This is a genomic window from Methylobacterium sp. CCH5-D2 (genome assembly GCF_001556475.1).
In the GTDB taxonomy this organism is placed as follows: Bacteria; Pseudomonadota; Alphaproteobacteria; order Rhizobiales; family Beijerinckiaceae; genus Methylobacterium; species Methylobacterium hispanicum.
On sequence record NZ_LSIX01001090.1, the window covers coordinates 1 to 334 of the forward strand.

The following is a 334-nucleotide window of genomic DNA, read 5'->3' on the forward strand; positions in this document are numbered from 1 at the left end:
GCCTCACCTGGATCCGCCGGGCGCGCCGCGCCGCCGACGGCTGGGAGCCCGCCGAGATCCCGCTGGACGAGCCGGAGGCCTACCGCGTCGCGATCCTCGGGGCCGACGGGCGGGTGTTGCGCGAGACCGCGACTGCGGAGCCGGCCCTGCTCTACGCGGCGGCCGACGAGATCGCGGATTTCGGCACCTCGCAGACGGCGATCACGGTCGCGGTGGCGCAGGTCGGTGCGCTCGCCGGGCCGGGGGAGGCGTGCCGGGCGCGGGTGCCGGTGCGCATGGGCTGACGCCCGTGCGCTTCCCCTCCCCCCTCTGCGGGGGAGGGTGGCCCGCGAAG

At 78.1% G+C, this 334-nt stretch carries 1 protein-coding gene; it reads left to right on the forward strand.

Annotated elements, in window-relative coordinates; all coding sequences use genetic code 11:
- The coding region (locus AX737_RS35035; RefSeq protein ID WP_197430769.1) for a hypothetical protein at positions 1-284 on the forward strand (284 nt) is incomplete at its 5' end.
- Positions 285-334 lie beyond the last annotated feature (50 nt).